Below are 26406 nucleotides of genomic sequence, written 5' to 3'. Positions count from 1 at the left end.
GCGCGCCCTTCAGAGGCCGAGTTTGCGGGAGAGATCGATCATCCGTTGCACGGCCACCCGCGCCTTGCTGGCGACCTCGGCCTCCACCTCGACCGCGCCGGACATCGTGTGCAGCGACCAGAGCATCTTTTCCAGCGTGATCTTTTTCATATAGGGGCACATGTTGCAGGGGCCGACGAAATCGACTTCGGGCAGCTCATCGGCGATATTGGACGCCATGGAGCATTCCGTGACCAGCATCGCCTTGGCCGGTTTCTCACGGTGGACATAGTCGAGGATGCCGCTGGTCGAGCCGGAGAAATCCGCCTCGGCCACCACATCGGGCGGGCATTCGGGATGGGCGATGATGCGGGTCTCGGGGTTCCACTCGCGGTAATCGGCGATGTCTTTCGCGGTGTAGCGTTCGTGCACGATGCAGGCGCCGTCCCACCAGACGATGCGCTTTTGCGGCACCTGTTTGGCGATGTTCTGGGCGAGGTATTTGTCCGGCGTCATGATGATCGTGTCGGCCTCAAGCGCCGCCACGATCTGCGCCGCGTTCGAAGAGGTGCAGCAGATATCCGATGCCGCCTTCACCTCGGCCGTGGTATTAACATAGGTCACCACCGGCGCGCCGGGGTACTCTGCGCGCATCTGTTCGACGCCCTCGGCGGTGATGCTTTCGGCCAGCGAACAGCCCGCTTCCATATCGGGGATCAGCACCGTCTTGGCGGGGTTCAATATCTTTGAGGTCTCGGCCATGAAATGCACACCGCATTGCACGATCACATCGGCCTCGACCTCGGTCGCCTTCACCGCCAGTTGCAGACTGTCGCCCACGAAATCGGCGATGCCGTGATAGATGTCAGGCGTCATGTAGTTATGCGCGAGGATGACCGCGTTGCGCTCTTTCTTGAGCTTGTTGATCGCGGCGACGTAAGGCGCATGAATGGCCCAATCGGGGGGCGAAACGACACGGTCCATCTTGGCATAGAGATCGGCCATTTCCGCCGCCAGCGCCGGCGATGGCGCGAGGTCGTAATGGCGCTCAAGCTCGCCGGGTGAAAAGATTTCATCACGCATGGTCGGTCCCCCTCCGGCCTTGGCGCGTGTCACGGCACCGCGCTGGACACCACACCCGGCGTGCTGCCCATAGACGACTGGCGGGTTTTGGGCAAGCCACTAGCCTTTGGAATAGGGGGATTGAGCGGAAAGATCAGGTGAATTTGCGGAACAGCCGTGTCTGGTCAAACATATCTTCCAGCCGCTCTGCCCGGTCCTTGGTGTCGGCCCAATTGATGTCCTGCATGGAGGAGATCACGCTTTCTACCAGCAGCAGCGTTGCCGCCGCAGAATCCCAGGCCGAGGGGGCAACGATGCGGCTGGAGAAACAGATATCGGCAAGGCTGTGCACGGGCGAGCGCCATTGGTCGGTAAAGAGGATGATCTTCGCCCCCCGCGCATGGGCCATTTCCGCCAGTTTCAGCGTGTTGTTCTCATAGCGCCGCACATCGAAAATGACGAAAACGTCGCCTTCGCCCACGTCCAGCAGGTAATGCGGCCAGGCGTTAGAGGTGGATTGAATATGCGTCACCCGCGGGCGGATGATCTGGGCGTGGAGAAACAGATATTCCGCCATCACATGGGTGATCCGCCCGCCGACGATATAGAGCGGATGCGCCGTGTCAGCGATCAGGGCGCAGGCGCGGTCGAAAGTCTCAGGCTCGATCTGGCCCAGCGTGTGGCGGATGTTGTCGATCACCGCATCGGTGAAGCGGTTCAGCACATGGCCCGAGGGGGCGCCTTCGGTCCAGGTGTCATGTTTGGCGATCGGGTTCTTGGCCTTGGCCTTGAGCTCTTCGCGCAGCTCGTTCTGGAACTCGGGGTAGCCCTTGAACCCCAGCTTTTGCACCATCCGTGCCACGGTAGGGGTGGAAACATTGGCGTCCTTGGCGAGTGCGGTCAGCGGGCCGAGGCCGGAGGCTGGGTAATTTTCGAGGATCGAATGGGCCAGCTGCCGTTCCGCCCGTGTAAGACGGTCCAGCTCTTGCTGGATACGGTCGGAGATCGTCAGTGTCGGTTCAGCCATCGTCGCCCCTCTTTTGATGAGTAATAGCACAAACTGATGCGCGGTGTAATAAATCTGACATTATTTTATTGACAGAGGCCGCTCTCCGCATGAGGTTCAATGCAATGAGGGGGGATCCTGTGTCAGGGGAGAGCGAGACAGTGCAGGAGGCCGTTGAGGTGATCAACGCAGGCGCCAAGGCGCCGGTGGTCTTGGTCTGTGAACATGCCGCGCGTGATATTCCGTCGCATTTTGAAGGGCTTGGCCTCGATGCCGCGGCTTTGGAAAGCCATGTGGCATGGGACCCCGGGGCGCTGAGCGTGGCGCGGCAGATGTCGGATGAGCTGGATGCAGTGCTGGTGGCCGGGCGCGTCTCGCGGCTTGTCTATGACTGCAACCGCCCGCCGGATGCCCCAGGTGCGATGCCGGCGCAGAGCGAGATTTTCGCGATCCCCGGCAATGCCGAACTTGACGATAGCGCCCGCGCCGCGCGGGTCACCCGCTATTACGAGCCCTTCCGCGCCACCCTTGCCGCGACGATCAAACGCGTCGATGCGCCGGTGATCGTGACCGTGCATAGTTTCACGCCCATCTACCACGGCAGGCCGCGTGCGGTGGAGATTGGGGTGCTTCATGACAGTGACACGCGCCTGGCCGATGCGATGCTCGCCACCGCGGAAGAACACACGGACCTGAAGGTTTTGCGCAACGCGCCCTACGGTCCGCAGGACGGGGTGACCCATACGCTGAAAGAACATGGTTTGGTGCATGGCCATCCGCATGTCATGCTGGAAATCCGCAATGATCTGATCGCGACCGAGGCTGAACAGCAGCAGATGGGCGCGATGATCAGCACGTGGCTGCGCGCGGCGCTGGAACGGCCCGAGATGAATGACGCGATGAAGGATGCCAAGCGATGAGAATGATGCGGGGCTATATCCGGGGCATCGACGCGATGAACCGGCGGATCGGGCGGATCATGATGTATGGCATCTTTGTCCTGATGGGGGTGCTTTTGTGGTCCACCGTCAGCAAAGCCTTCTTCGTGCCCTCGCTCTGGACGCTGGAAATGGCGCAGTTTGTCATGGTGGGCTATTACATCTTGGGCGGTCCCTATTCGATCCAGCTTGGCTCGAACGTGCGGATGGACCTGCTCTATGGCGATTGGTCGCTGCGCCGCAAAGCGTGGTTTGATCTCTTCACCGTCTGCTTCCTGATCTTCTATCTCTGCGTGCTGCTCTATGGCGCGGTCAGCTCCACCGCCTATTCGCTGGGTTATTGGGGGACCGAGCCCTTCAGCTTCTTCGGCGGTCTGGTCACCGGTGCTGAGGAAGTGGGCCATATGGAGCAATCCAGTTCCGCCTGGCGGCCTTATCTCTGGCCGATCAAGGTTGTGATGATCGTGGGCATCTTTCTGATGCTGCTGCAATGTCTGTCCGAGCTCGCGAAAGACGTGCTGCGGCTCAAGGGTGAGGCCATTTGATGTCCTATGAAATGATTGCGACATTGATGTTCTCATCGATGATGCTGATGCTGCTGACCGGCCAGCGGGTGTTTGGCGCCATCGGCTTTATTGCCGTGGTCTCGGCGCTGCTGCTTTGGGGCGACAAGGGCGGCTATGACATCGGCTTTGCCGCTGCGATGAAGCTGATGAAATGGTATCCGCTGCTGACCCTGCCGATGTTTATCTTCATGGGCTATGTGCTGAGCGAGAGCCGCATTGCCGATGACCTTTACAAGATGTTCCACGTCTGGATGGGCGGCGTGCGCGGCGGGCTGGCGATTGGGACGATCGGGTTGATGGTGCTGATCTCGGCGATGAACGGGCTCAGCGTGGCGGGCATGGCCATCGGTTCGACCATCGCGCTGCCGGAACTGCTGAAACGCGGCTATGACAAGCGGATGGTGACGGGGGTGATCCAAGCGGGGTCGAGCCTCGGCATCCTCGTGCCGCCCTCAGTGGTGCTTGTGCTTTACGCGATGATTGCGCGGCAGCCGGTGGGGCAGCTGTGGCTCGCGGGGGTCATTCCGGGGCTGATGATGGCCTCGATGTTCATCGCCTATATCACGATCCGCTGCTGGAAGAACCCAACCCTCGGCCCGGTGCTTTCGGCCGAAGACCGGGACATTCCCCGCGCCGAAAAGCTGCGCCTGCTGCGCGCGGGCATCCTGCCCTTGGTGATCTTTGCGGTGATGATGGTGCCTTTCGTTAACGGCTGGACCAGTCTGGTTGAAAGCTCGGCCATCGGCGCGGCGGCGGCCTTTATCGCGGCGGTGCTCAAGGGGCGGATGACGCGCACCGTGTTCGAGAACTCGGTGCGCAATACGCTCGGGATCACCTGTATGTTCATGTGGATCATCCTCGCCGCCCTCGCCTTTGGTGCGGTCTTTGACGGGCTGGGCGCGGTGAAGGCGATTGAGAGCCTCTTCACCGAAAAGATGAACCTCAGCCCTTGGATGATCCTGATCCTGATGCAGCTCAGTTTTATCATCATGGGCACCTTTCTTGATGACACGGCGATGCTGGTGATCGTGGCGCCGCTCTATGTGCCCCTGGTCGGTGCGCTCGGCTTTGATCTGATCTGGTACGGTATTCTCTATACGATCACCACGCAGATCGCCTATATGACGCCGCCTTTCGGCTATAACCTCTTCCTGATGCGCGCCATGGCCCCGCCAGAGATCACGCTGCGCGATATCTATGCCTCGATCACCCCTTTCGTTTTGGTGATGGTCTTGGCGCTGATATTGGTCATGCTGTTCCCAGAGATCGCCACATGGCTGCCCGATTACATCTACGACAAATAACAATGAGAGCCGCGCAAAGACGGCCTGACATTTCAACAAAGGAGAGAGAGATGACCACACGCAGAAAGTTCCTATCCGGGGCCGCCGTCGCCGCCCCCGCGGCCCTTGCCGCGCCCGCCATCGTTCATGCCCAAGCGCCGATCAAATGGCGCATGCAGACCTATGCCGGCGCTGCCTTGGGGGAGCAGGTGACCAAGCCTGCCGTCGATTACATCAATGCCGCCGCCAATGGCGAGATGGAGATCGAACTCTTCTACGCCGACCAGATCGTGCCCACGGGCGAGCTCTTCCAAGCCATGCAGCGCGGCACCATCGACATGGTGCATTCCGATGACGATAGCATGGCCTCGCCCACGCCGCTGCAACAGTTCGGCGGCTATTTCCCCTTTGCCACCAAGCACATCCTCGACGTGCCGGTGCTGTTCAATCAGTATGGTCTGGCGGATATCTGGCGCGATGAATATGCCAAGGTCGGCGTGCAATGGCTTTCGGCCGCGGGTCAGGACCCCTGCAACTTCAACACCACCAAGGAGATCACCTCGGTCGACGATCTGGACGGGCTGAAGCTCTATACCTTCCCCACCGCCGGCCGCTTCCTGTCGAAATTCGGCGTGGTGCCGGTGAACATCCCCTACGAGGACGCCGAAGTTGCGGTGCAGACCGGCGAGCTCGACGGCATGGCGTGGTCGGGCATCACCGAAGACTACACCGTCGGCTGGGCCGATGTGACCGACTACTTCCTGACCAACAACATCTCTGGCGCCTGGATCGGCTCTTTCTTCGTCAACCAGCAGCAGTGGTCGGACCTGCCCGATCATCTGAAGGAACTGGTCATGGCCGGGATCGAGGCGGGCCACACCTACCGCAATCAGTGGTACTGGGGCGGCGAGGCACGGCTGCGGGCGCAGGGCGACAAGCTGGAACTGCGCACCGTGCCGCCTGAAGGCTGGGCCGAGGTCGAGAACGCGGCCAAGGAGTTCTGGACCGAGATCGCCGAGGAAGGCGAAGTGCACGCCAAGATCGTGCAGATCTTCCGCGACTACAACGAGGTCATCAACAAGGCCGGTCCGCCCTACACCAACGGCTGAACCGACAACCGGGGGCGCGCCGCCTGCGCCCCCGCCCTATCTTTTGAAATGGACAGAACATGCCCGGCACCCTGACATTCGATGCGCTGAAGAAAATGGTCAAAGACGGCTCGGTGGATACCGTCCTTGCTTGCCTTGTGGACATGCAGGGCCGCCTGATGGGCAAGCGTTTCCACGCCGTGAACTTCGTCGAGACCTCCTATAAAGAGACCCATTGCTGCAATTACCTGCTGGCCACCGATCTTGTGATGTCCACGCCCGAGGGCTTTGCCTCGACCTCTTGGGAGACGGGCTATGGCGATTATGTCATGCAGCCCGACCTCGACACGATCCGCCCGGTGCCCTGGCTTGAAGGCACGGTGATGGTGCTCTGTGATGTGCTCGATCACGACACGCACCAGCCGGTGCCACATTCGCCGCGCGCCATGCTGAAGAAACAGATCGCCCGGCTGAAGGAGCTGGGCTTCGACGCGATGATGGCGACCGAGTTGGAGTTCTTCCTCTTCGAGCAGAGCTTCGACGCGATCCGCAAGGGCGGCTACCGCGAGCTGGTGCCGATCAGCGGCTATAATGAGGATTACAACATCTTCCAGACCACCAAGGAAGAGAACGTGATGCGCCCGCTGCGCAACCATCTCTTTGCCGCGGGTCTGCCGATCGAGAATACCAAGGGCGAGGCCGAGGCCGGTCAGGAAGAGCTCAACATCCGCTATTCAGAGGCGCTGGATTGCGCCGATTACCACACGATTGCCAAACATGCGGTCAAGGAAATCGCCTGGCAGCAGGGCCACGCGGCGAGCTTCCTGCCGAAGTGGCACCGTGACCGCGTCGGCTCCTCAAGCCATGTGCACCAGTCGCTTTGGCAGGACGGCGAGGCGGCCTTCTACGACGAAAGCGACGATCTGGGCATGTCGCAGGTGATGCGCCACTACATGGCCGGTCTGATCGCCCATGCGCCGGAGTACACCTATTTCCTCGCGCCCTACATCAACAGCTATAAACGTTTCGCCAAGGGCACCTTTGCCCCCACCAAGACCGTTTGGTCCGTCGACAACCGCACCGCCGGGTTCCGGCTCTGCGGCGCGAATACCAAGGGCGTGCGGGTCGAATGCCGTATTGGCGGATCGGACCTGAACCCCTATCTGGCGCAGGCGGTCATGCTGGCCGCCGGGATCAAAGGGATCGAGGAGAAGATAGAGCTGGCACCGCCGACGCAGGGCGATGCCTATGACAAGTCCGACGCCGAGGACATTCCCCAGACCCTGCGCGCCGCGACCGAGACCCTGCGCGGCTCGACCTTCCTGCGCGAGGCTCTGGGCGAGGATGTGGTGACCCATTACACCCGCGCGGCGGAATGGGAACAGGAAGAATATGACCGGGTGGTGACCGACTGGGAAATCGCCCGCGGCTTTGAAAGGGCCTGAGTATGACGACGGTAAAATGTATCTCTCCGATCGACGGATCGGTCTATGCAGAGCGCGAAACTTTGAGCATGGAGGCGGCGCAAGACACTGTCGCCCGCGCGTGCAAGGCGCAGAAGGCATGGGCGGCACGGCCTTTGCAAGAACGTGTCGATCTGGTGATGGGCGCGCTCAAGGAGATCGAGAATTCCACCGACCGGATGACCGAGGAGCTGGCCCATCAGATGGGCCGCCCGGTGCGCTATGGCGGTGAATTTGGCGGGCTGCAGGAGCGCACCAGCCATATGGCCAAGATCGCCGATGAGGCGCTGGCGCCCAAGGTGATCGAGGACAGCGACGCCTTCAGCCGCAAGATCCTGCGCGAGCCGCATGGCGTGGTTTTCGTCGTGGCGCCGTGGAACTACCCCTATATGACCGCCAACAACACCATCGCGCCGGCGCTGATCGCGGGCAATGCGGTGATCCTGAAACATGCGTCGCAGACCATTCTGGTGGGCGAACATCTCGCCGACGCCTACCGCGCGGCGGGCGTGCCGGAGGATGTGTTCCAGAACGTCGTGCTGAGCCATGACACTACCTCGGCGCTGATCGCGGATAACGCCTTTGATTTCGTCAATTTCACCGGCTCGGTTGGCGGCGGCCAGGCGATGGAACGCGCGGCGGCGGGCACCTTTACCGGTGTGGCGACCGAATTGGGCGGCAAAGACCCCGCCTATGTGCGCGCCGATGCCAACCTCGACGCGGCGGTCGATGGTGTGATGGATGGTGCGATGTTCAACGCGGGCCAATGCTGCTGCGGGATCGAACGGATCTATGTGCATGAAAGCCTCTATGACGCTTTCGTTGAAAAGGCCGTCGCATGGGTGAACAAGCTCACCCTCGGCAATCCGCTGGAAGAAGCCACGACGCTCGGCCCCATGGCCAACGTCCGCTTCGCCGATGAGGTCCGCGCCCAGATCGACGAGGCGGTGGCCGAGGGCGCCACGGCCCATATCGAAAAGATGCCCGCCGACGATGGCGGCGCCTATCTCACCCCGCAGGTCCTGACCGATGTGACCCATAAGATGCGCGTCATGCGCGACGAAAGCTTCGGCCCCGTCGTCGGCATCATGCCGGTGAAGGATGATGAGGAAGCCATCGCGTTGATGAACGACAGCCAATTCGGTCTGACCGCCGCGATCTTTACCGCCGATGCCGAGGCCGCCGAGGCCATCGGCCAGCGGTTGGAGACCGGCACTGTTTTCATGAACCGCGCCGACTATCTCGACCCGGCGCTTTGCTGGACCGGTTGCAAGCAGACCGGGCGCGGCGCGGGCCTGTCTGAACTGGGCTATCACGCGCTGACACGCCCCAAATCCTACCACCTCAAGAAAGCCTGAGACATGTCCCTGACTGCCAATTGGTCTTACCCCACTGCCATCCGTTTCGGCGCCGGCCGCATTGCCGAGATCGGCGAAGCCTGTGCCGCCGCGGGTATCAAAAAGCCGCTGTTGGTTACCGACAAGGGGCTGGCCTATCTGCCGATCACCCAATCCACGCTGGACCTGATGGAGGCCGCGGGCCTTGGCCGGGCGATGTTCTCGGATGTGGACCCGAACCCGACCCAGATGAACGCCGAGGCTGGCATCCGCATCTACCGCGAGGGCGGCCATGACGGGGTGATCGCCTTTGGCGGCGGCTCCGGTCTCGATCTGGGCAAGGTCATCGCCTTCATGGCGGGCCAGACCCGGCCCCTGTGGGATTTCGAGGATATCGGCGACTGGTGGACCCGCGCCGATGCAGACGGCATCGCCCCAATCGTGGCCGTGCCCACCACCGCCGGCACCGGGTCGGAAGTGGGCCGCGCCAGCGTCATCACCAATTCCCAGACCCATGAGAAGAAGATCATCTTCCACCCCAAAATGCTGCCCGCCGTCGTGATCTGCGACCCGGAACTGACCGTCGGCATGCCGCCGATGATCACCGCAGGCACCGGGATGGACGCCTTCGCCCATTGTCTGGAGGCTTTCTGCTCGCCGCATTACCACCCGATGAGCCAAGGCATGGCGCTGGAAGGCATGCGTCTGGTCAAGGAATATCTGCCCCGCGCCTATGCCGATGGCAGTGACCTTGAGGCGCGCGGCCATATGATGTCCGCCGCCGCCATGGGCGCCACCGCGTTCCAAAAGGGTCTGGGGGCGATCCATGCCATCAGCCACCCGATCGGCGCGGTGCATCACACGCACCACGGCACCACCAATGCGGTGGTCATGCAGCCGGTGCTGCGCATGAACCGCCCCGCGATCGAAGACCGTCTGGCCAAGGCGGCGGCCTATCTCGATATCGTCGGCGGTTTTGACGGGTTCTATGATTTCGTCGGCAAGCTGAACGCGGAGCTCAATATCCCGACCTCGCTGACCGAGCTTGGCGTCACCGACCCCGATATCGACGCGCTGGTCGCCTCGGCATTGCAAGACCCAAGCTGCGGCGGCAACCCGATTGAACTGAACAAGGAGAACGTCACGCAGTTGCTGCGCGACTGTCTTTGAAACGCAAAACGGGGGGCCGGATCATCGGCCCCCCGTTCATTCACAGCGCCTGAACCGACGGATTACTCGGTCGTTTCGGCTTCGGCGTCTTCCATGTCCTCTTCGGTGATCTCAGGCCCGACCGAGACCAGATAGGCCCAGACGTCCTTGGCGTCTTCCTCATCCCGCAGACGGAAAGTCATCTTGGATTTCGCGCGATTGGTGTCGAGGAAATCGGCCAGATAGCCTTTAGGGTCACCGACATAGCCGACGAAATGCGCTTCGTCCCATGCCAGACCTTCTTCGCCCGCTTCGACGATGGAATCGCCATAGCGATAATCCTCAACCGAGCCGGCAACGCGGTCATAAATCCCATAGAGGTTCGGCCCGGTGCGGCCGCCTTTTTGAATGTCATTGCCCTCATCATCGGTGATCATGTGGCAGCTCTTACACTTACGGAATACCTTTTCCCCGGCCTCCGCATCGCCGGTGGCGTGGCTATCTGCCAAGAGCGGGCTGGCTCCGAGACAAAGGGCAAAAATTGACGCGATACGCATAGTCATATGTAAACTCCTCCAGCTTTCCGGGGAAATTTAGCGCTTTGATGGCAAGGGTAAAGGGCGCAGGCTGCGCCAAAATGTAGCATCGCGGGCCGGGCGGGCGGTTAGCGGTTGAGCCTATGGGGAATACCCCCGATAACCGCGCATGTATTTTCTCACGACCCGAGGGTGATATGAACACGGCGGAGCGCATCTGATGGAGATCATGGTCCCCGCTTGGGTTGATGGCACCCTACAGCCGGTCGAAAAGCTCGCCGCGCATGAGCGGGGCCTGCGCCATATGGCGGTGTCGATCTTTGTCATCGCGGGCGACAGGCTGCTGCTGCAACAGCGCGCGCTTGGCAAGTACCACACGCCGGGGCTCTGGGCGAACAGCTGTTGCACCCACCCTGAATGGGGCGAACCAGCGGAGCTCTGCGCAGAGCGGCGTTTGCGCGAGGAACTGGGGATCACCGGGCTTGCACTTCACCACCGTGGGCAGGTCGAATACCGCGCCGATGTGGGCGGCGGCTTGATCGAGCATGAGGTGGTCGAGGTCTTTCTGGCCCGCGCCACCGAAAGCTTGGCGATCACGGAAAACCCCGACGAGGTAATGGCGACGCGTTGGATCAAGTTGACCGATCTGCACCGCGACCTTGCAGAGAACCCAGAGCATTACACGCCGTGGCTGCGGATCTATATGGCCGAGCATGAAGGGCTGATCCTTGGCGATGATACGGCAGAATGACCAGAAAGGCTGGCGAAAGATGACCGACGACATGCAAGATGAAAAGACCCGCGCCGCAGAGTGGTTTCGCACGCTGCGCGATGAAATCGTGCAGGCGTTTCACGCGATCGAAGCGCGCCATGTGGGCGCGGCCGAGGCGGGGCAGTTCGTGGTCAGCAACACCACGCGGACCGCGCCCGATGGCTCTGACGCCGGCGGCGGCGAGATGTCCGTCATGCGCGGCGGGCGGGTGTTTGAAAAGGTAGGGGTGAATATCTCCACCGTTTACGGCACTTTGGGCGAACGGGCGCAGGCCGCGATGGCCGCGCGCAAGGGGCTGCCCGGCATGGCCGAAGACCCGCGTTTCTGGGCCTCTGGCATCAGTCTGGTGGCGCATATGCAAAACCCGCATGTGCCCGCGGTGCATATGAACACCCGCATGTTCTGGACCCCCCATGCGTGGTGGTTCGGCGGCGGCGCGGATCTGAACCCTTGTATCGAGTATGATGAGGACACCGCGCATTTCCATGCCGAGATGAAGGCGGCCTGCGATCCGCATGGCGCCACGCTTTATGACGAGTTGAAGGCCTGGGCGGATGAATATTTCTACATCCCCCACCGCAAACGCGCGCGGGGCGTCGGTGGCATCTTCTACGATGACCGTAACAGCGGTGATTGGGAGGCGGATTTCGCGCTGACGCAGGATGTGGGGCGCGCTTTTCTCCCCGCCTTTGTGCCGGTGGTCGATAGGCGGCGCGAGATGGACTGGGACATGGACGACAAGGACGTGCAACTGCGCCACCGGGGGATCTATGCCGAGTATAACCTTGTCTATGACCGGGGGACGAAGTTTGGGCTGGAGACCGGGCATGATCCTGATGCGGTGCTGATGAGCCTGCCGCCGATGGCGAAGTGGGTTTGAGGTAACTACCCCGGCCCGGAATCAAGCCGCAGGCGCCGGGCCATCGCCTGCCCGCCCGTCACGTCGGAGGCGTGCCATGATATGATTGGCGCACCTTGGGTGCGACCGGGTAGGCGATTTGGTGAGGCTGGGTGATACTTCGCAAACTTACATCATGGCTGAGCCATAAAGTGGCATGAATAAACGTAGCATCGCCCACCCGCGGGCAGGCGATGGCCCTCATTGCATGGTGCTGACGTTCAGCCCCGCGTCCCGTGCACCGTATCGATCATCAACTGCACATTCTCCGGATCCGCGTCTGGCGTGATCCCGTGACCCAGATTGAAGATATGCGGCCCCTTCGACAGCGCATCGACAATCGCCCGCGTCTCCTGCACCAGCGCCTCGCCACCCGTTACCATATGCGAGGATTTGAGGTTGCCCTGCACACAGCCATGCGGTTGCACATTCTCGGCCACCCATTCCGCGCTGACCCCATCGTCGACGGCGATGCAATCAGCCCCGGTGGCGGCGTGCAGGTTGGCAAAACGCGCGCCCGCGCCCCGGGGGAAGGCGATGATCGGCACCTGCGGATGCCGCGCCTTCAGCGCGCTGATGATCTGGCGCAGGGGTTCGGTTGAATAGCGGTCAAAGTCGGTGCCTTGCAGCGATCCGGCCCAGCTGTCAAAGAGCTTGACCACCTCGGCCCCCGCCTTGATCTGCATGTCGAGATATTCAATCGTCGCCAGCGTGATCCGTTCCATCAGCGCGTCAAACACCTCTGGGTTCTCGTCCTTCAGGGCATGGGCCGGCCCCTGATCCGGCGTGCCTTTGCCCGCGATCATATAGGTTGCCACCGTCCAGGGCGCGCCTGCGAAACCGATCAAGGTGGTCTCTTCCGGCAATTCGCGCGAGAGGATGCGCACGGTCTCATAGATCGGCGCAAGATGCGCGTGGATCGCATCGGCGGGCTTCAGTGCGTTCATCTCGGCCTTGGTCGTGATCGTCGACAGCCGCGGGCCTTCGCCGGTGACGAACCACAGATCCGCCCCAAGCGCCTGCGGCACCAGCAGGATGTCGGCAAAGAGGATCGACCCGTCAAAGCCAAAGCGCCGAATGGGCTGCAAGGTGACCTCGGCCGCCAGTTCGGAATTGTAGCACAGCGACAGGAAATCGCCCGCCTTGGCCCGCGTGGCGCGATACTCCGGCAGGTAGCGCCCGGCCTGGCGCATCATCCAGATTGGCGGGGTCGGCAGGGTTTCGCCCGCGAGGGCGCGCAGGATGGTCTTGTTCTTGGTCATTCGGGCGCTCCTAACTGTGGCAAAGCCGTTCGGAAGCGAGGTACAGCAGTTGTCAGTTCATGTCGACGGGGGTAGGGATGCGGCATGACGTATCAGCTTCCCACCCCGGCCCGGCCCCTCAACATCGGCACACGCGGATCGCTTCTGGCGCTCGCGCAAGCGAATGAGGTGCGCGACCGGCTCGCCGCCGCCTTTGACCTGCCGTCTGAGGCTTTCACCATTGTCGTGATCAAAACCACCGGCGACCGGATCATTGACCGCCCCTTGAAAGAGATCGGCGGCAAGGGGCTTTTCACCCGCGAGATCGAGGCGGCGCTGCTCGATGGCTCCATCGACATCGCGGTGCATTCAATGAAGGACATGCCGACGCTGCAACCGGGTGGGCTGGTGATCGACACCTATTTGCCGCGCGAGGACTGGCGCGATGCCTTCATTTCGCCGCATCTGAAGTCCATCGCCGATCTGCCCGAAGGCGCAGTGGTCGGCACCTCCAGCCTGCGTCGCCGGGCGCAGGTGAAGCTGCGGCGGCCCGATCTGGAAGTGGTCGAGTTTCGCGGCAATCTGCAGACCCGGCTGAAGAAACTTAACGACGGCGTGGCCGAGGCGACCTTCCTTGCCATGGCGGGGCTGAACCGGCTCAAGATGGACGATGTGCCGCAGGCCGCCGTGCATCCCGATGACATGCTGCCCGCCATCGCCCAAGGGGCCATCGGCGTGGAACGCCGCATCGACGATCCCCGCGCCGCCGACATGCTGGCCGCGATCCACGACCGCGCCACGGGCGAGCAACTGGCCGCCGAACGCGCCTTTCTTGCCACGCTCGATGGCTCCTGCGAGACGCCGATCGCCGGGCTGGCCGAACTCGACGGCACGAACATGCGCCTGCGCGGCCAAGTGCTGCGCCCGGACGGGTCCGATGCAATTGGGGACGACGTGACCTGCGCCATTTCCGACGGAGCTGCGGCGGGCGAAGACATGGCGCGCAGGCTCTTGGCCGAAGCGGGGCCGGGTTTCTTCGACTGGCGGGAATGATTGGCAATCTCTTCACGCTGAAACAGCTTGAAGCGCTGATCTGGGTCGCTGACCTTGGCAGTTTTCGCCGCGCCGCCGCGCATCTGAACACCACGCAGCCAAATATCTCGGCCCGGATATCCGGGCTGGAGACGACGCTGGGCGTGACGCTGATGCAACGCGATGCCGGTTCGATCCGCCTGACGGAGAAGGGGCAGGCCCTGCTCGCCCAAGCGCGGCAGGTTCTGCGCGAGGCCGAAGGGCTGGTCACGATTGCCGAACGCCCCGATCTGATCGACAACAGCATCCGTCTTGGCGTGACCGAGGTTGTCGCCAGCACCTGGCTGCGGCCTTTCCTGCGGGCCTTGGCCGAGGCCTATCCCAATCTCGCAGTCGAACTCACGGTCGATCTGTCGCGCGATCTGGATCAGGAGCTTGCCGCCAATGCGCTGGATCTGACCCTGCAAACCGCGCCGTTCTCGACCCCTGCGCGCGGGCAGTTGGATCTGGCCACCTATGACTACATCTGGGTCGCGGCCCCCGAGCTGGCCGCCCAGATCGGCCCCGCGCCGGACCTTGCGGCTTTGGTGCGTCACCCGGTGCTGGGCCATGCGCGGCATACGCAGGCGCATCTCGACCTCATTCACTATTTTGACGGAACCCATGCGCCCAAGGCGCGGCTGGTCCCGTCGAGCAGCCTGTCGGCGGCAATGAATATGGTGCTGGATGGGATGGGCGTGGCCGTCATGCCCCGTGTGATGGTCGCCGGAGCACTGGCCGAGGGCACGTTAAAGACCCTCGCCGCGCCCTGGGACCCGCAGCCTTTGCAGGTCGCGGCGCGGTATCATGCGGAGCGAACGGCGGGTCACGTCACCCGCGCGGCGGAACTGGCGCGGGCCTGTGCTGAGGCTTTCGGGCGCTAGGATCATAAAAATCGTTCACGCCTATAGAATATAATAATTTGCGCCGATGCATCCCGCCCTCCTATCCTGCCGCAAACAGGAGACAGATATGGCGACTTCCACCATCAGACTGGGCGTAGATATCGGCGGCACCTTTACCGACGTGGTGTTGGAAAAGGGCAAAGAGAGCTTTTCGACCAAAGTGCTGACCACCTATGCCGCGCCGGAAAATGCGATCATCGACGGGATGCATCAGGTCTGCGCCAAGGCCGGGATCACCCCCGCGGACCTCACCCAGATCATCCACGGCACGACACTGGCCACCAATGCGCTGATCGAGCGGCGCGGGGCCAAGACGGCGCTGATCACCACCCAAGGCTTCCGCGACGTGATCGAGATGCGCACCGAAAGCCGGTTTGAGCAATATGACCTGAACCTCACCCTGCCCGAACCCCTGCTGCCGCGCCAGATGCGCTACACGGTGAACGAACGTATCGACGCCACCGGTGCCGTGCTGACCCCGCTGGACCGCGCCGAGGTCGAAGCGCTGGCCGACCGTATCGCCGAGGGTGGCTATACCAGTGTCGCCGTGGGGCTGATCCACTCCTATCTCAACGACGCCCATGAGCGGATGATCCGCGAGGTTCTCGAAGAGCGTCTGCCGGGGGTCATGGTCTCGATCTCTGCCGAAGTCTCGCCGCAGATGCGTGAATATGAGCGCTTCAACACCGTGGTCGCCAACGCCTATATCAAGCCTCTGATGAAGTCCTACCTCGGCCGGCTCGAAGGGCGGTTGCAGGACGAAGGCGTGGGCTGCAATATCTTCCTGATGCACTCGGGCGGCGGGATTATTTCCATCGAAAGCGCGGCGGAGTTCCCCGTGCGGCTGGTCGAATCCGGCCCCGCGGGCGGCGCGGTTTTCGCCGCCAATATCGCTGCGCGCTATGGTCTCGACAAGGTGCTGAGCTTTGACATGGGCGGCACCACCGCCAAGATTTGTCTGATCAAGAACCAGACCCCCAAGACCAGCCGGGTCTTCGAAGTCGCGCGGACCTATCGGTTCAAAAAGGGCTCGGGCATGCCGATCTCAATCCCCGTCATCGATATGGTCGAGATCGGCGCGGGGGGCGGCTCGCTGGCCCATGTGGATGCCATGCGGCAAATCCGCGTCGGCCCAGAAAGCGCGGGCTCTGAGCCCGGCCCAGCCTGCTACGGGCGCGGCGGTGAGAAGCCTGCGGTGACCGATGCCGATCTGGTGCTGGGCAAGCTTGACCCCGATAATTTCGCCGGCGGCTCGATCCAGCTCGACACGGCAGGCTCCGAAGGGGCGTTGCAGAATGTTATCGGCAAGGAGCTCGACATGGACGCCGCCACCGCCGCCTTTGGTCTCGCCGAGGTGGTGGATGAAAACATGGCTAATGCCGCCCGGGTGCATGCGGTGGAGAATGGCGAAGACCTGAGCGAATACACGATGATTGCCTTTGGCGGCGCGGCCCCGCTGCACGCCGGACGGCTCTGCGAGAAACTGGGCGTGGAGCGCCTGCTGGTGCCACCGGGGGCCGGGGTCGGTTCGGCCATCGGTTTCCTGCGCGCGCCCTTCAGCTTTGAGGCGAACCGCTCGGTCTATATGAAACTGTCGGATTTCGACGCGCCGCGGATCAAGGCGCTGCTGTCGGAACTGCAGGAGGAGGCCACCGGCTTTGTCCGCAACTGCGATGCCAAGGCCGAAATCCTGTCGGAGTTCAAAGTCTATATGCGCTACAGCGGGCAGGGCTGGGAAATTCCGATCATTCTGAGCGCAGAAGAAGCGATGAACCCTGATGCGGCCCGCTTTGAGGCGCTTTTTGAGGCGGATTATGCCAAGCTCTTTGGCCGCACGGTGGAGGGGCTGGATATCGAGATCACGGTCTGGGCCGTCAACGCCACGACCCCGCCCGAAGAGGTGGCCCGAACCCCGGAACAGTCCCGTGGTGCGGCGGCAGATGTGGCTCTAACGCGGCAGATGTTCGACTCGGCGCTGTCACAATATTGCGATGCCGCGGTGGTGCTGCGCGGCGGTATGGCACCGGGGGCAACTGCCCAAGGGCCCGCCGCGATCACCGAGGATGAGACCACCATCATCATCCCCGCCTCGCGTCAGGCCATCTGTCAGCCAGACGGCTGCATCGACATCACCGTGAAAGGGTAAAGACATGGCACAGACACATTCCAACGTCGCCTATCAGGTCATGTGGAACCGCTTGATCTCGGTCGTCGAAGAACAGGCGCAGGCGCTGGTGCGCACGGCGTTTTCCACCTCGGTCCGCGAGGCGGGCGACCTTTCCGCCGGGGTCTATGACACCGAAGGCCGGATGCTGGCCCAAGCGGTCACCGGCACGCCCGGCCATGTCAACGCCATGGCCGATGCGGTGGCGCATTTCATCCGGCGCATTGGGCGGCAGAATATCCTTGAGGGCGATGTCTATATCACCAACGACCCTTGGGAAGGCACCGGCCACCTGCATGACATCACCATGGTCACCCCGTCGTTCCACCGCGGCAAGCTCGTGGGTTTCTTTGCCTGCACCGCGCATATCGTCGACATCGGCGGACGCGGTTTTGGTGCCGATGCAGCCAGTGTCTATGAGGAAGGGCTTTATCTGCCGATCATGAAGTTCGCGGATGCGGGGCAGGTCGACGAGACGCTGGTGCGGATCATTCGCGGCAATGTGCGCGAGCCGGATCAACTCATTGGCGACATCTACGCGCTGACCACCTGTAACGAAATCGGCCATCGGCGCCTGATCGATATGATGGAGGAGTTCGAACTGGCCGATCTGACCGGCATCGCCGGTTTCATCCTCGACAACTCCCGCCGTGCCACGCTGGAGCGGATCAACGCCCTGCCGCGCGAGCAGGCGACGGGCGAGATGACCATCGACGGTTTCGACGCGCCGATCACGCTCAAGGTCACGGTGAGCATCGAAGAGGACCGCATCCTGTCCGATTTCGCCGGCACCTCGGGGATCGACAAGAAAGGCATCAACTGCCCGCTGGTCTATACCAAAGCCTATGCCTGCTATGCGCTGAAATGCGCCATCGCGCCGGAGATTCCGAACAACGCGGCCTCGCTCGCGCCGTTCCAGATCGCGGCGCCGGAAAACACCATCGTGCACGCCTTGCACCCTGCGCCGGTGGCGCTGCGGCATATCGTGGGGCATTTCGTGCCGGATACGGTCTATGCGGCGCTGGATCAAATCCTGCCCAATCTGGTGCCTGCCGAGGGCGCGGGCTGCCTCTGTAACTTCCAAGTCAGCCTGCGCCCGCGCACCGATGCCGAGGCGCCCAAGGGGGCGCGGCGGGCCGAGGTGCTGACCTTCAACTCCGGCGGCTCGGGCGCGCGGCCGCAGTTTGACGGGCTGAACGCCACGGCCTTCCCTTCGGGGGTGATGACCATGCCGGTGGAGGCCACGGAACATGCCGGCCCGGTAGTGATCTGGCGCAAGGAACTGCGGCCCGACAGCGGCGGCGCGGGGCGCCAGCGCGGCGGGCTGGGGCAATATATGGAAGTCGGCGCCCGCGCGGGGCATGAGTTCGACATGCAGGCGATGTTCGACCGCGTCGACCACCCCGCACGGGGGCGGCAGGGCGGCAAGCCCGGCGCGCCAACCACCATCGCGCAGGATGATGGCACCCCGATGCGCGGCAAGGGCAAACAGTTCGTGCCCCATGGCCGCCGCGTGCTGATGGCCTTCCCCGGCGGCGCGGGCTATGGCGATGCGGCTGAACGCCCGAAGGATCTGGTCAAGCGCGACCTGCTGCGCGGCTATATCACGGCCGAGGTTGCCGCGGCGGACTATGGGTTGAGCGCCGAGGAGATCAAAGAGGTGCAAGAGGCGATCCGCAAAGGCGCCGATCTGTAAGGGATTGCACCTGTTGAAGCGGGGGGAGATTGACTGTGGCGGTGCCGGGGTGTTCCTTGGCCGCGACAGGCGGCCAAGAGGAGACCAGCAATGTATGTCATCGACCCCCCGAAGCAGAGCAGCCTTGCCGTACAGGGCAGCAGCGCCCGTTTCCCGGTGCGCCGGGTGTTCTGTGTGGGCCGCAACTATGAGGCCCATGTGGTCGAGATGGGCAATGACACCCGCGAGCCGCCGTTCTTCTTTACCAAACCCGCCGACGCGGTTTGCGATACGCCCTGCACCGTGCCCTATCCGCCGCTGACGGAAGATCTTCATTTCGAGTGTGAACTGGTCATCGCCATCGGCAAGGGGGGCGCGAATATCGCGGAAGAGGATGTGATGGACCACATCTGGGGCGCCTCTGCGGGTATCGACCTCACCCGACGTGATCTTCAGGCCGTGGCCAAGAAAATGGGCCGGCCCTGGGACTGGGGCAAGGCCTTTGACCATTCCGCCCCCATTGCCCCGATCCTGCCGCTGGCCGATGTCCCCTCGGTCTCGAAAGGGCGCATTTGGCTGGCGGTGAATGGGGAGATGAAGCAGGAGGCCGATCTGGGCGATATGATCTGGTCGGTGCGCGAGCATACCGCCACACTGTCGCGTGCGGTCACACTGGCACCGGGGGATATCATCATGACCGGAACGCCCGCGGGGGTTGCTGCGGTGGTGCCGGGCGATGTGCTGACCGGGGGTGTGGACGGGATCGCGGAATTTGAGGTCACCATCGGCCCCCGTGCCTAACCGGGGCGCGAGAGCCTTACCATCCCCCTTAGATCACAGGCTGGCCTGCGTCCGCGCCGCGCGGGCGCGGGCTTCTGCGGCAAGCTCTGGCTGGCCGGTCTGCTCATAAAGATGGCCCAGCATCAGGTTCAGCGGCACGCCATTGGGGTCATAGCTGCGGCGCCTCTCCAAGATCTGCTGCGCGGCAGAGGCACGGCCATCGCGCAGCAGGGCGTCGAGGTGGATCTGCCCAAAGAGATCGCGCTGCGCATGGCTGCCGCCGCATTCCGCCATGCGTGGCAGGGCCAAGCCCATATGCCAGATCGCGGCGTCCCAATCTTCCTTTGCATGGGCCAGGATCCCCCGTGCCGCGGGCAAGGCCACTTCGGCCCAGGCGGCATGGTCATGGGCGGCGCTGTCCTTTGCCCGGGCTTCGATCGCGGCGCGCAGCTGATCCGCTTCAGGGCGTCCGGTGCGGCAGAGGGCATAGAGATATTGCAAGGTCAGGAAGGGGCTGACCGTGTCCTGCCCCCTTGCCGCGACATGATCGGCCACATCCTCCCAGCGATCCCCCACATCGACCCCCGCAAACTCCATCCGCGCCAAGAGCGATACGGCGCCAATCTGGTCCTGCGAATAGTCTTTCTGAAGCCCCCAGATATGCTGATCATAGGCGCGGCGCACATCGTCATGGCGGCCCTGTGACAGGTAAAACAGGGTCAGATGCCACCAATTGTGACTGCGCATAAAGGAGTTTAGCCCGGTCCAGGTTTCGGCCACGCTTTCCATGAACCGCGCCCCTTCGGCGATCCGGCCTTCGGTCAGCATGACATGGGCCAGCGCGTGATGCGCCCAAGGCTCGTCATGGCGCAGTTCCATCGCCCGGCGGGCGGCGGCTTCGGCGCGGTCAAGCTGGTGGCATTGCTCATAGCCAAAGGCGATCATGCCGTGGGTATAGGCAATGTCGTCGGCTGCGGGCAGGGATTTAAGCGCGATACGCAGCATGCCCGATGCATCGCCTTGGTTGAACTGATGGTATTGCGCAAGCTTCAGCATCGCCAGATCGCGGGGCCATTGATCGGTGATCTGGTCACAGCGGGCGATCAGGGCGGGCACATCGCCCCTGACCCAATGCCCCACCGCCTGCACCACCTGCTGCTCGCGCGGGTTCGCGCCCGGGGCGGCCTCGGCCCGCGTCAGATAGGGGCGGGCCTTTTCCGGGGCGTCGGGGGTTTCCAGAAACATCCACAGCAGCGCGGCATAGGCGTTGACCAAAGCGTTCTCGGGGTCGGCATCGGCGGCCGTGACAATCCCGGCGGCTTTGGGCTGATAGGACAGGAAGCCATGGATGAAATCATTGATCGCCTGAATAGACTCGGGGCGGCGGGCGGTGATCTCCAGCCCATAAAGGTCTTGTGTCATCTCAACTCTCCGGACTCGTATCGTGGAATTTGCGCAGATGCATTGCGACAGGCTCGGCGGCGTCCCAATGGATCGAATGGCCCGCGTCCGGCAGGGTGATCTGTGTCACCTCGGGTATCCGGGCAAATGCGTCTTCGGCGGCGGCGCGCGGGATCAGCAGGTCTTCGGCGCCGTGAAGGACGAGGGTTGGGCAAGACAGATCAGCCGGGCGCAGTCTCGGGCGGAAACTGCGCAAAGCTTCGAGTTGATGGGCCATGGCCTCGGCGCTCTGCGCATGGGGGTAGGCCAGCGCGGCGGCAAGGGCGGTTTCCACATTCTCAGGCTCTACAAAGAAACCGGGGGCAAATATCCACGGGTAAAGCGCCCGCAGCCAAAGCGCTTCCCCTTCGGCGGCGCGGCGCACGGCCAGAAGCGCATCAAAGACCGCCATCGTGCGCGGCGCGCGGACCGGGGCGGAGGCGAGGATGCTGAGTGCTCTCACGCGCTTTGGCGCCAGACCCGCCAGTTCCATCCCCATCAGCCCGCCCATGGAATGGCCGACCACGTCAAACTGCGCATGGCCAAGGTGGTCCATCACTGCCAGCGCATCGCGCGCCATATGCAGGACGCTGATCTCTGCGTCCCAGGGCGTCGTGCGCCCGGTGCTGCGGTTGTCGGGGCGGATCAGGGTAAAATGATCGCTCAGCAAAGGCGCCAACGCGCCCCAGCTGGCGCTGTCGCTTAACATGCCCGCCAGCATCAAAAGCGGCGGGCCGCTGCCCTCGACCTCATAATGCAGCGAGACATCGGGCAGGGAGAGGTCAGGCATTCAGCGTGCTCCAACAGGGCAGCAAGTCCCCTTCGGCGGGGGTGGCGGCATAGATTGCACGGGCAATCGCCCGCGACACGCAGAGCGCGGCGGCATGGCCGATCATGGCCACATCCCCCGCGGGCCGCTTGGCGGTGCTGAGGGAGAACACGAGATCCCCGTCATTGGGCATATGCGCGGGCACGACCGCGCGGGCGATCCCGTCATGGGCGGCGACAGCAACGCGCTGACATTCGGCTTTGGTCAGCATGGCGTCGGTGGCGACGATTGCAATCGTGGTGTTTGCGCGGGCCGCCATGGCGGCGGCTTTCCGGCTTTCAAAGATGCGGCCAAGCCCGGTGGCAGGGTCCGGCCCGAGACCGCCGAATTCGCCGTCGATCTCATAGGGGGCGGCGTGGAAATGGCGCTCGCCGGGGGTGGTCACGGCGCCCACGGGGTTGGCGGCCACCAGCGCACCGACCATGCTGCCATCTGCGAGCTGCAGGCTGGCAGAGCCCAATCCGCCCTTGACCATCGCGCTCAGCGCCCCGGTGCCTGCGCCCACAGAGCCGAGGGCAAAGTCTTCGCCTGCCGCCGCAAGGGCTGCGCGGCCAAGGGCGGGGTAGGGGTTTTCCTCCCAAGCCTTGTTGCCGCCGTTCAGCAGATCAAAGAGGATCGCCCCCGGCACCAAAGGGATCACCGCATCGCCCAAGCGAAACCCACGACCTTGGGCGCGCAATGCATCCACCACGCCCGAGCAGGCATCGAGACCAAAGGCCGAGCCCCCGGACAGCACAAGCGCGTCGACCGCCGCCACGGTCTTGTCCGGCGCCAATAAGTCAGTCTCTCGGGTGCCGGGGGCGCCGCCCATGACATGGACAGAGGCGGTAAAGGATGTGTCTCCGATTAGAACGGTACTGCCGGATTTGAGGTCATCGTTCTGCGCATTGCCAACTTTCAGCCCTGCGACGTCGGTGATCAAATTGCGCGATCCCGGTCTCATCATTGTCGTCATATACAGTGGCCACCGTCCACTTCCAGCGCCACCCCGGTGATCATCGAAGCCTCATCAGAACAAAGAAACAGCGCTGCGTTGCCAATATCTTCGGGCTGAGAAAAGCGCCCAAGCGGGATGGTGTCCAGCAACTTTTGCCGCATTTCCGGGGTATCTTCGCCCATGAAGGATTTAAGCAGCGGTGTTTCTCCGGCGACAGGGCTGATGGCGTTCACGCGGATGCCATGTTCGGCCAGTTCAACCGCCATGGTCTTGGTCGCGGTGATCATCCAGCCCTTTGACGCATTGTACCAGTTCAGACGCGGGCGGGGCGAAATTCCGGCTGTCGAGGCGATATTGAGGATCACCCCACGGCCTCTTTCTTTCATGTAGGGCACCACGATCCGCGCGGTTCGGAAAACCGATTTCATATTCACGTGAAACATTCGGTCAAAGTCGTCTTCGCTGATGTCCTCCAGCGGGCCGGGCGGGTGGGTGACCCCGGCGTTGTTCACCAGAATGTCGATATGGCCCCAGAGGTCCTGCGCGGCCATGGCCATATCCCGAACGGAGCCCGTATCGGCCACGTCGACCTGCTGTGCCGTCGCATAATTGCCCATTTCCTGTGCCAATTGGGTGGCGCGGTCCCCATCGACATCCGCGATCATCACCCGCGCCCCGTCCTTTTGAAACCGCCTGACAATACCTGCACCGAAACCCGAGGCGCCCCCGGTTACAATGGCCGTTTTCCCTGTCAGTCGCATGGCGGTCTCCGGTCTTGTCATGTTGCGGTATGCACACAGTTTGCGCGCTTCCCCCTTCATTGCCAACGAAAAAGCGCGCGAGTTGCCCCGCGCGCTTGCTCCCATGGTCCTGTGAGAAGCGGTTTTTACCGCTGTTCTTCGGCCACCGCGGCGGCCACCGCCGCTTCGAAGATCGCCAGACCTTCGTCCAGAATGGCATCCGATGCGGTCAGCGGCACCATGACACGGACAGCATTGCCATGCATGCCACAGCTCAGCAGCAGCAGGCCGCGCTGGAGCGCATGGGCGATGACGCGTTTGGTCAGATCGGCATCTGGCTGGGCGCTGTCAAAGTCGGTGACGAACTCCACCGCCACCATCGCGCCGAGGCCGCGAATGTCCCAGAAACGGTAGGGCGCCGCGCGGGCGCCGATCTCGGCAAAGCGGGCTTTGAGGGTTTCGCCCATCGCGGTGGAGCGGGCCAAAAGACCCTCGTTTTCAATGGCTTCGATGGCAGCCAAAGCGGCGGCGCAGGCCACCGGGTTGCCGCCATAGGTGCCGCCCAGACCGCCGGGGGCCATGGCGTCCATCACGTCGGCGCGGCCAATCACACCGGCCAGCGGATAGCCACCGGCCATGGATTTCGCCACGGTGATGAGGTCCGGCACGACGCCGGAATGTTCGATGGCAAACCATGTGCCGGTGCGGCCGAAACCGGCCTGCACTTCGTCCGAGATCAGCAGAATACCATGCTGGTCACAGATCGCGCGCAGCTCTTTTAGCATCTCGAACGGCACCGGCGTGTAGCCGCCTTCGCCGAGCACCGGCTCGATGATGATCGCCGCGATGCGCTCTGGCTGGGCGTCGGTCAGAAACAGGTTTTTCAACCCGGTGAGCGCGTCCTGCACGGTGATGCCATCACGCTGCGACGGGAAGGGCGCGCGGAACACATCGGAGGGGAAGGGGCCGACGTCCTTTTTATAGGGGGTCACCTTGCCGGTCATGCCCAGCGTCAGCAGGGTGCGGCCATGGTAGCCCCCGGTGAAGGCGATAACGCCGGGGCGACCCGTGGCGGCACGGGCGATTTTAACCGCGTTTTCAACCGCTTCGGCACCCGTGGTGACCAGCAACGTCTTTTTTGGCGCATCGCCGGGCGCGAGGCTGTTCAGCTTTTCGGCCAGATCGATGTAGGGGCCATAGGGGACGACCTGAAAGCTGGTATGGGTATAGTGATCTTCCTGCGCTTTCGCGGCTTCGACGACCTTAGGGTGGCGGTGGCCGGTGTTCAACACGCCGATGCCGCCGACGAAATCAATATAGCGGTTGCCTTCAACGTCCCAAAGCTCGGCGTTCTCGGCGTATTTCGCATAGACCGGCGCAGCAGAGGCGACCCCGCGCGGCACGGCAGCGTCGCGGCGCGCCACAAGTGCGGCATTGGTGAGATTGCTCGGCTCGGTGGCCGGGTTGGTTTCGACCACGGTCATCTGCGGCGCGGCCTTGGCCTTGGTCGATTTGCGGGAGGATTTTTTGGCGGTGCTGGACATGGGGCAAGACCTTTGCTGGTAAGAGGACGGGTGGTCGAACGCGACAGCGTTTAAAAAATCTATTCGTGCGTTGAATATAATTGTCAATCGGCAAACTGCGCCTTATTTGAAGCATCAGCGATCCGCGCTGTATCCGTTTCTGGATACGGGCAGAGGATCGGCCCAAATGGACAGAGGCAAGTCATTGGATATTGGTGATAAATTAAAACTGCTGCGCAAACAGCATGGGCTTTCCCAGCGGGAACTCGCCGCGCGGGCCGGTTTGACGAATGGCACCATTTCGCTGATCGAGAAGAACCGCACCAGCCCCTCTGTCGCCTCTCTCAAGAGCCTGCTTGATGCGATTCCGATCAGCATGGCCGAGTTCTTTTCGATCCTGGAGGAAGAGGATACCACCAAAGTATTCTACCGGGCCGAGGAACTGACCGAGATTTCACCGAGCAGTCAGGGCGGTGTGTCGCTTCGCCAATTGGGGAATGCCGAGAACCATGCGCTTCAGGTGCTGCACGAATCCTATGAACCCGGCGCGGATACCGGGCCGGAATGGCTAAGCCATGAGGGGGAAGAAGCGGGGATCGTGGTGCGTGGCCGGATCGAGGTCACCGTTGATGGCGCGGTGACCGAATTGCAGGCGGGGGACGGCTATATGTTCGACAGCCGCCTGCCGCATCGGTTCCGCAACCTCAGCAATACCGTTTGCGAGGTCGTGAGCGCCTGCACGCCGCCGAGTTTCTAATTGGATAGGGATGACCTTTAGATGCAAAGCGATCTTCTGCCCCGAACATATGTCGGGGCAGAAGATCATGTCAGATCCTCAGTAGTCTGACCTGTAATTCGACCTTTGCGTTTCCGGTTGCCGTTCGTCGGTTCCGGCGCGGTCTTCTTCGGAGTGAAGTTCCCTCCGGCCCGTGGTCAGGGCAAGAATGATGACCGCAGCCAAGGTCAGGATGGTCAGGCAGCCGAAAAAAAGCTCCGTGGTCATTCCATATCCTTTCCGCAGTGC

Annotated in this window: 25 protein-coding genes; 15 read left to right on the top strand and 10 right to left on the bottom strand. The window is 62.7% G+C overall.

From position 1 onward, the window contains the following. Window positions 1–9 precede the first annotated feature (9 nt). Together nadA and AB4M76_RS13745 are read right to left on the bottom strand one after the other, a co-directional pair. Complete coding sequence (nadA, locus tag AB4M76_RS13750; protein WP_368442514.1) at window positions 10–1062, bottom strand: quinolinate synthase NadA; 1053 nt, start codon at window positions 1060–1062, stop codon at window positions 10–12. Window positions 1063–1195: 133 nt separating this feature from the next. Continuing rightward, entirely contained in the window at window positions 1196–2068 is an 873-nt protein-coding gene (locus tag AB4M76_RS13745; protein WP_368442513.1) for a MurR/RpiR family transcriptional regulator, read from the bottom strand. Window positions 2069–2172: 104 nt separating this feature from the next. Here AB4M76_RS13745 and AB4M76_RS13740 point away from each other — a divergent pair, with 104 nt between their 5' ends. Genes AB4M76_RS13740 through AB4M76_RS13710 form a run of 7 tightly spaced genes read left to right on the top strand, consistent with a single transcriptional unit; the run spans window position 2173 to window position 9892 of the window. After that, window positions 2173–2967 carry an N-formylglutamate amidohydrolase gene (locus AB4M76_RS13740; RefSeq protein ID WP_368442512.1) on the top strand — a complete coding sequence of 265 codons (795 nt, stop codon included), beginning with the start codon at window positions 2173–2175 and terminating at the stop codon, window positions 2965–2967. Beyond that, window positions 2964–3530: a TRAP transporter small permease subunit gene (locus tag AB4M76_RS13735; RefSeq protein WP_368442511.1), complete on the top strand. Its 567-nt coding sequence runs from the start codon at window positions 2964–2966 to the stop codon at window positions 3528–3530. The genes AB4M76_RS13740 and AB4M76_RS13735 overlap by 4 nt, the downstream gene beginning before the upstream one ends. Next, window positions 3530–4855: a TRAP transporter large permease subunit gene (locus AB4M76_RS13730; protein ID WP_368442510.1), complete on the top strand. Its 1326-nt coding sequence runs from the start codon at window positions 3530–3532 to the stop codon at window positions 4853–4855. Before AB4M76_RS13735 ends, AB4M76_RS13730 begins: the two co-directional genes overlap by 1 nt. Window positions 4856–4905: 50 nt before the next feature. Beyond that, window positions 4906–5943, top strand: coding sequence for a TRAP transporter substrate-binding protein (locus AB4M76_RS13725; protein ID WP_368442509.1), 1038 nt, complete (start codon window positions 4906–4908; stop codon window positions 5941–5943). Window positions 5944–6002: 59 nt separating this feature from the next. Then, complete coding sequence (locus AB4M76_RS13720; RefSeq protein WP_368442508.1) at window positions 6003–7367, top strand: glutamine synthetase family protein; 1365 nt, start codon at window positions 6003–6005, stop codon at window positions 7365–7367. A gap of 2 nt (window positions 7368–7369) precedes the next feature. Next, entirely contained in the window at window positions 7370–8743 is a 1374-nt protein-coding gene (locus tag AB4M76_RS13715) for an aldehyde dehydrogenase family protein (RefSeq protein ID WP_368442507.1), read from the top strand. A 3-nt stretch (window positions 8744–8746) separates the two neighbouring features. Continuing rightward, window positions 8747–9892, top strand: a complete 1146-nt coding sequence (locus tag AB4M76_RS13710) for an iron-containing alcohol dehydrogenase (protein WP_368442506.1) — start codon at window positions 8747–8749, stop codon at window positions 9890–9892. Between the two features lie 62 nt (window positions 9893–9954). Here AB4M76_RS13710 and AB4M76_RS13705 read toward each other — a convergent pair whose 3' ends face one another. Then, a complete protein-coding gene (locus tag AB4M76_RS13705; protein ID WP_368442505.1) occupies window positions 9955–10434 on the bottom strand; it encodes a cytochrome c family protein in 480 nt (159 codons plus the stop codon). 193 nt (window positions 10435–10627) lie between these two features. Between AB4M76_RS13705 and idi the strand changes: the two genes are divergently transcribed. Together idi and hemF are read left to right on the top strand one after the other, a co-directional pair. Then, window positions 10628–11158: an isopentenyl-diphosphate Delta-isomerase gene (gene idi / locus AB4M76_RS13700; RefSeq protein ID WP_368442504.1), complete on the top strand. Its 531-nt coding sequence runs from the start codon at window positions 10628–10630 to the stop codon at window positions 11156–11158. Window positions 11159–11177: 19 nt separating this feature from the next. Then, the gene (hemF, locus tag AB4M76_RS13695) at window positions 11178–12059 is read left to right on the top strand and encodes an oxygen-dependent coproporphyrinogen oxidase (protein ID WP_368442502.1); all 882 of its coding nucleotides are present in this window, start codon (window positions 11178–11180) and stop codon (window positions 12057–12059) included. 239 nt (window positions 12060–12298) lie between these two features. On the opposite strand, the gene hemE is transcribed toward hemF, so the two are convergent. Next, a complete protein-coding gene (gene hemE, locus AB4M76_RS13690; protein WP_368442500.1) occupies window positions 12299–13339 on the bottom strand; it encodes a uroporphyrinogen decarboxylase in 1041 nt (346 codons plus the stop codon). A gap of 84 nt (window positions 13340–13423) precedes the next feature. Between hemE and hemC the strand changes: the two genes are divergently transcribed. The 5 genes from hemC (at window position 13424) to AB4M76_RS13665 (ending at window position 19934) form a co-directional block, all read left to right on the top strand. After that, entirely contained in the window at window positions 13424–14371 is a 948-nt protein-coding gene (hemC, locus tag AB4M76_RS13685; RefSeq protein ID WP_368442498.1) for a hydroxymethylbilane synthase, read from the top strand. Continuing rightward, the gene (locus AB4M76_RS13680) at window positions 14368–15273 is read left to right on the top strand and encodes a LysR family transcriptional regulator (protein WP_368442497.1); all 906 of its coding nucleotides are present in this window, start codon (window positions 14368–14370) and stop codon (window positions 15271–15273) included. Before hemC ends, AB4M76_RS13680 begins: the two co-directional genes overlap by 4 nt. A gap of 88 nt (window positions 15274–15361) precedes the next feature. After that, window positions 15362–17440, top strand: a complete 2079-nt coding sequence (locus AB4M76_RS13675; RefSeq protein WP_368442496.1) for a hydantoinase/oxoprolinase family protein — start codon at window positions 15362–15364, stop codon at window positions 17438–17440. 4 nt (window positions 17441–17444) lie between these two features. Further along, window positions 17445–19154, top strand: a complete 1710-nt coding sequence (locus AB4M76_RS13670) for a hydantoinase B/oxoprolinase family protein (RefSeq protein WP_368442494.1) — start codon at window positions 17445–17447, stop codon at window positions 19152–19154. 90 nt (window positions 19155–19244) lie between these two features. Further along, window positions 19245–19934 carry a fumarylacetoacetate hydrolase family protein gene (locus AB4M76_RS13665; RefSeq protein WP_368442493.1) on the top strand — a complete coding sequence of 230 codons (690 nt, stop codon included), beginning with the start codon at window positions 19245–19247 and terminating at the stop codon, window positions 19932–19934. A gap of 33 nt (window positions 19935–19967) precedes the next feature. On the opposite strand, the gene AB4M76_RS13660 is transcribed toward AB4M76_RS13665, so the two are convergent. The 5 genes from AB4M76_RS13660 to gabT form a co-directional block, all read right to left on the bottom strand. After that, the gene (locus AB4M76_RS13660; protein ID WP_368442492.1) at window positions 19968–21335 is read right to left on the bottom strand and encodes a tetratricopeptide repeat protein; all 1368 of its coding nucleotides are present in this window, start codon (window positions 21333–21335) and stop codon (window positions 19968–19970) included. A gap of 1 nt (window position 21336) precedes the next feature. Further along, window positions 21337–22143, bottom strand: a complete 807-nt coding sequence (locus AB4M76_RS13655; protein ID WP_368442491.1) for an alpha/beta fold hydrolase — start codon at window positions 22141–22143, stop codon at window positions 21337–21339. After that, window positions 22136–23125 carry a P1 family peptidase gene (locus AB4M76_RS13650; RefSeq protein WP_368442490.1) on the bottom strand — a complete coding sequence of 330 codons (990 nt, stop codon included), beginning with the start codon at window positions 23123–23125 and terminating at the stop codon, window positions 22136–22138. Before AB4M76_RS13650 ends, AB4M76_RS13655 begins: the two co-directional genes overlap by 8 nt. 8 nt (window positions 23126–23133) lie before the next feature. Continuing rightward, window positions 23134–23880 carry an SDR family oxidoreductase gene (locus AB4M76_RS13645; protein ID WP_368442489.1) on the bottom strand — a complete coding sequence of 249 codons (747 nt, stop codon included), beginning with the start codon at window positions 23878–23880 and terminating at the stop codon, window positions 23134–23136. Window positions 23881–24005: 125 nt separating this feature from the next. Continuing rightward, window positions 24006–25403 (bottom strand): 4-aminobutyrate--2-oxoglutarate transaminase, encoded by a 1398-nt coding sequence (gene gabT / locus AB4M76_RS13640; RefSeq protein WP_368442488.1) that lies wholly within the window; start codon window positions 25401–25403, stop codon window positions 24006–24008. Window positions 25404–25587: 184 nt separating this feature from the next. Here gabT and AB4M76_RS13635 point away from each other — a divergent pair, with 184 nt between their 5' ends. Then, window positions 25588–26139, top strand: coding sequence for a cupin domain-containing protein (locus AB4M76_RS13635; protein WP_368443507.1), 552 nt, complete (start codon window positions 25588–25590; stop codon window positions 26137–26139). Window positions 26140–26217: 78 nt separating this feature from the next. Here AB4M76_RS13635 and AB4M76_RS13630 read toward each other — a convergent pair whose 3' ends face one another. Beyond that, a complete protein-coding gene (locus AB4M76_RS13630) occupies window positions 26218–26385 on the bottom strand; it encodes a hypothetical protein (protein ID WP_368442487.1) in 168 nt (55 codons plus the stop codon). Window positions 26386–26406: the final 21 nt, after the last annotated feature.

Source organism: Sulfitobacter sp. PS-8MA (genome assembly GCF_040933935.1).
In the GTDB taxonomy this organism is placed as follows: domain Bacteria; phylum Pseudomonadota; class Alphaproteobacteria; order Rhodobacterales; family Rhodobacteraceae; genus Sulfitobacter.
Note: the sequence above shows the minus strand (reverse complement) of the source record. Positions and strands in the feature narration are given on the sequence as shown.

Coding starts and splice junctions, on each gene's coding strand:
- nadA (WP_368442514.1), bottom strand. CDS start 1,062: ATGCGTGATGAAATCTTTTCACCCGGCGAGCTTGAGCGCCATTACGAC.
- AB4M76_RS13745 (WP_368442513.1), bottom strand. CDS start 2,068: ATGGCTGAACCGACACTGACGATCTCCGACCGTATCCAGCAAGAGCTG.
- AB4M76_RS13740 (WP_368442512.1), top strand. CDS start 2,173: ATGAGGGGGGATCCTGTGTCAGGGGAGAGCGAGACAGTGCAGGAGGCC.
- AB4M76_RS13735 (WP_368442511.1), top strand. CDS start 2,964: ATGAGAATGATGCGGGGCTATATCCGGGGCATCGACGCGATGAACCGG.
- AB4M76_RS13730 (WP_368442510.1), top strand. CDS start 3,530: ATGTCCTATGAAATGATTGCGACATTGATGTTCTCATCGATGATGCTG.
- AB4M76_RS13725 (WP_368442509.1), top strand. CDS start 4,906: ATGACCACACGCAGAAAGTTCCTATCCGGGGCCGCCGTCGCCGCCCCC.
- AB4M76_RS13720 (WP_368442508.1), top strand. CDS start 6,003: ATGCCCGGCACCCTGACATTCGATGCGCTGAAGAAAATGGTCAAAGAC.
- AB4M76_RS13715 (WP_368442507.1), top strand. CDS start 7,370: ATGACGACGGTAAAATGTATCTCTCCGATCGACGGATCGGTCTATGCA.
- AB4M76_RS13710 (WP_368442506.1), top strand. CDS start 8,747: ATGTCCCTGACTGCCAATTGGTCTTACCCCACTGCCATCCGTTTCGGC.
- AB4M76_RS13705 (WP_368442505.1), bottom strand. CDS start 10,434: ATGACTATGCGTATCGCGTCAATTTTTGCCCTTTGTCTCGGAGCCAGC.
- idi (WP_368442504.1), top strand. CDS start 10,628: ATGGAGATCATGGTCCCCGCTTGGGTTGATGGCACCCTACAGCCGGTC.
- hemF (WP_368442502.1), top strand. CDS start 11,178: ATGACCGACGACATGCAAGATGAAAAGACCCGCGCCGCAGAGTGGTTT.
- hemE (WP_368442500.1), bottom strand. CDS start 13,339: ATGACCAAGAACAAGACCATCCTGCGCGCCCTCGCGGGCGAAACCCTG.
- hemC (WP_368442498.1), top strand. CDS start 13,424: ATGACGTATCAGCTTCCCACCCCGGCCCGGCCCCTCAACATCGGCACA.
- AB4M76_RS13680 (WP_368442497.1), top strand. CDS start 14,368: ATGATTGGCAATCTCTTCACGCTGAAACAGCTTGAAGCGCTGATCTGG.
- AB4M76_RS13675 (WP_368442496.1), top strand. CDS start 15,362: ATGGCGACTTCCACCATCAGACTGGGCGTAGATATCGGCGGCACCTTT.
- AB4M76_RS13670 (WP_368442494.1), top strand. CDS start 17,445: ATGGCACAGACACATTCCAACGTCGCCTATCAGGTCATGTGGAACCGC.
- AB4M76_RS13665 (WP_368442493.1), top strand. CDS start 19,245: ATGTATGTCATCGACCCCCCGAAGCAGAGCAGCCTTGCCGTACAGGGC.
- AB4M76_RS13660 (WP_368442492.1), bottom strand. CDS start 21,335: ATGACACAAGACCTTTATGGGCTGGAGATCACCGCCCGCCGCCCCGAG.
- AB4M76_RS13655 (WP_368442491.1), bottom strand. CDS start 22,143: ATGCCTGACCTCTCCCTGCCCGATGTCTCGCTGCATTATGAGGTCGAG.
- AB4M76_RS13650 (WP_368442490.1), bottom strand. CDS start 23,125: ATGAGACCGGGATCGCGCAATTTGATCACCGACGTCGCAGGGCTGAAA.
- AB4M76_RS13645 (WP_368442489.1), bottom strand. CDS start 23,880: ATGCGACTGACAGGGAAAACGGCCATTGTAACCGGGGGCGCCTCGGGT.
- gabT (WP_368442488.1), bottom strand. CDS start 25,403: ATGTCCAGCACCGCCAAAAAATCCTCCCGCAAATCGACCAAGGCCAAG.
- AB4M76_RS13630 (WP_368442487.1), bottom strand. CDS start 26,385: ATGACCACGGAGCTTTTTTTCGGCTGCCTGACCATCCTGACCTTGGCT.